Source organism: Pantoea sp. S62, from assembly GCF_016658625.1.
Taxonomy (GTDB): Bacteria; Pseudomonadota; Gammaproteobacteria; order Enterobacterales; family Enterobacteriaceae; genus Pantoea; species Pantoea vagans.
Genome location: NZ_JACVVI010000055.1, coordinates 1 through 454 on the forward strand (window position 1 = coordinate 1; position 454 = coordinate 454).

1 protein-coding gene is annotated in these 454 nt (G+C 58.1%); it reads left to right on the forward strand.

What is annotated here, in order from left to right:
* Positions 1–7: 7 nt before the first annotated feature.
* Positions 8–454: MCP four helix bundle domain-containing protein (locus IBT54_RS24905; RefSeq protein ID WP_201253330.1), on the forward strand; the 447-nt coding region annotated here is incomplete at its 3' end.

Below are 454 nucleotides of genomic sequence, written 5' to 3' on the forward strand. Positions count from 1 at the left end.
AGAACTGATGAAAATTTCAACGCGCCTCAGCGCCGGCTTTGGCCTGCTTATCCTGCTTTTTATCCTGTGCACGGGCATTGCCGTTCACGCTCTGAGGCAGGCCACGGAGGGGATGAACGATACAGTCGACGTGAAGATGAAGCGCTTTGCCCTGGTCGTGGACATGCGTAACAGCATGCGCGACATGGCTATCGCGGCCCGTAACCTTGCGCTGCTGTCCGACCCGGCCCAGATGCAGCCCGAGTGGCAGCGCCTGACGGCCCAGCGTGAGGTTTATATTCAGAAGCGTGAACTGCTGAAAAAAAGCATGTCCGGCAACGTATCCGCGCAGGGAAAAACCCTGCTGGAGAAATCCCTTTCGGCAGAAGACGCCGCGCTTTCCACGCTGATGGTGGCCGGAAAGCTGGGGCTGGATAACCGTCAGCAGGAGGCTACCGCGTTTCTGATGACCACT